At 43.5% G+C, this 1,078-nt stretch carries 1 protein-coding gene and 1 pseudogene; both read right to left on the reverse strand.

The genetic code is table 11. The annotated features are described in order from the left end of the window. Window positions 1-156: pseudogene (locus VXQ92_RS20635) on the reverse strand (alpha-ketoacid dehydrogenase subunit beta); the annotation flags it as partial. After that, the coding region (locus VXQ92_RS20640) for a thiamine pyrophosphate-dependent dehydrogenase E1 component subunit alpha (RefSeq protein WP_416683032.1) at window positions 146-1,078 on the reverse strand (933 nt) is incomplete at its 5' end. The pseudogene VXQ92_RS20635 and the gene VXQ92_RS20640, both read right to left, overlap by 11 nt.

Here is a 1,078-nt window from a genome sequence, read left to right on the forward strand (position 1 = left end):
CAATACACCACCGAAACCTTCTAATTGGTTTTCTTCAGTGTTCTTACCGCCGTGCCCACCGCGAACATCTTCACCAACAACAAATACAGTTGGGTCACGACGCATTTCTGATTCAATGGCTTCTTTAATTGCATTACGAAAACTTTTATTTGGCATCTTTACTATTCCTGTAGTAAGAGACATAGACGTCAGTAAGGAGTTGTTCTGGTTTTGGGTATGCCGCAGCACGAGCTTTAGCAACGGCATCATCAACATTTGCCTTAGAAGATGCATCAATCTCGTCTAGTTTGGCTTCATCAATTTTGCCTTTGACTTTTTCTCGGAAAATTTTCAAAGGATCTTTATTTTCTTTGATGAACTCGACTTCTTCTTTAGAACGAATCAAGCCAGGATCACCTTCGAAGTGGCCATAAAAACGGTTTGTGATGGTTTCAATCACGCTTGGACCTTCACCACGGCGCGCACGTTCAATGGCAGTTTGAGCGGCTTCATAGACTGCAAAGAAGTCTGTACCATCAACTTTAACTGCCGGTAAACCAAAGCCTGCTGCACGACCAGCAATGTCTTTACTTCCTACAGCGTAATCATGACCAGTCCCCTCACCAAAACCGTTATTTTCAAAAACGAAAATCACAGGAAGTTTAAGAACAACAGCCATGTTCATCGCTTCAAAAGTAAGGCCTTGGTTTGAACCACCATCACCTGTAAAAGACAGACCGACGCCACCAGTCTTTAAAGTTTTCGCTGTCAACGCTGCACCAATTGCTAAAGGAGGCCCACCACCCACAATCCCGTTGGCACCGAGCATACCTTTATCTAAATCGGCAATATGCATAGAACCGCCTTTTCCACGGCATAGTCCGTCATCTTTACCGAAAATTTCCAGCATCATGGCGTGAATGTCACAGCCTTTTGCAATACAGTGTCCATGTCCACGGTGTGTTGAAGTGATATAGTCTTTGTCGGTTAAGTTTTCGCAAATCCCGACTGCTACAGCTTCTTCTCCGCTATATAAGTGAATAAAGCCTGGAATATCACCATTGGTATTTTCTTCATGAAGTCGATCTTCAAATTCACG

The sequence above is a fragment of the Acinetobacter sp. 228 genome (assembly GCF_048147885.1).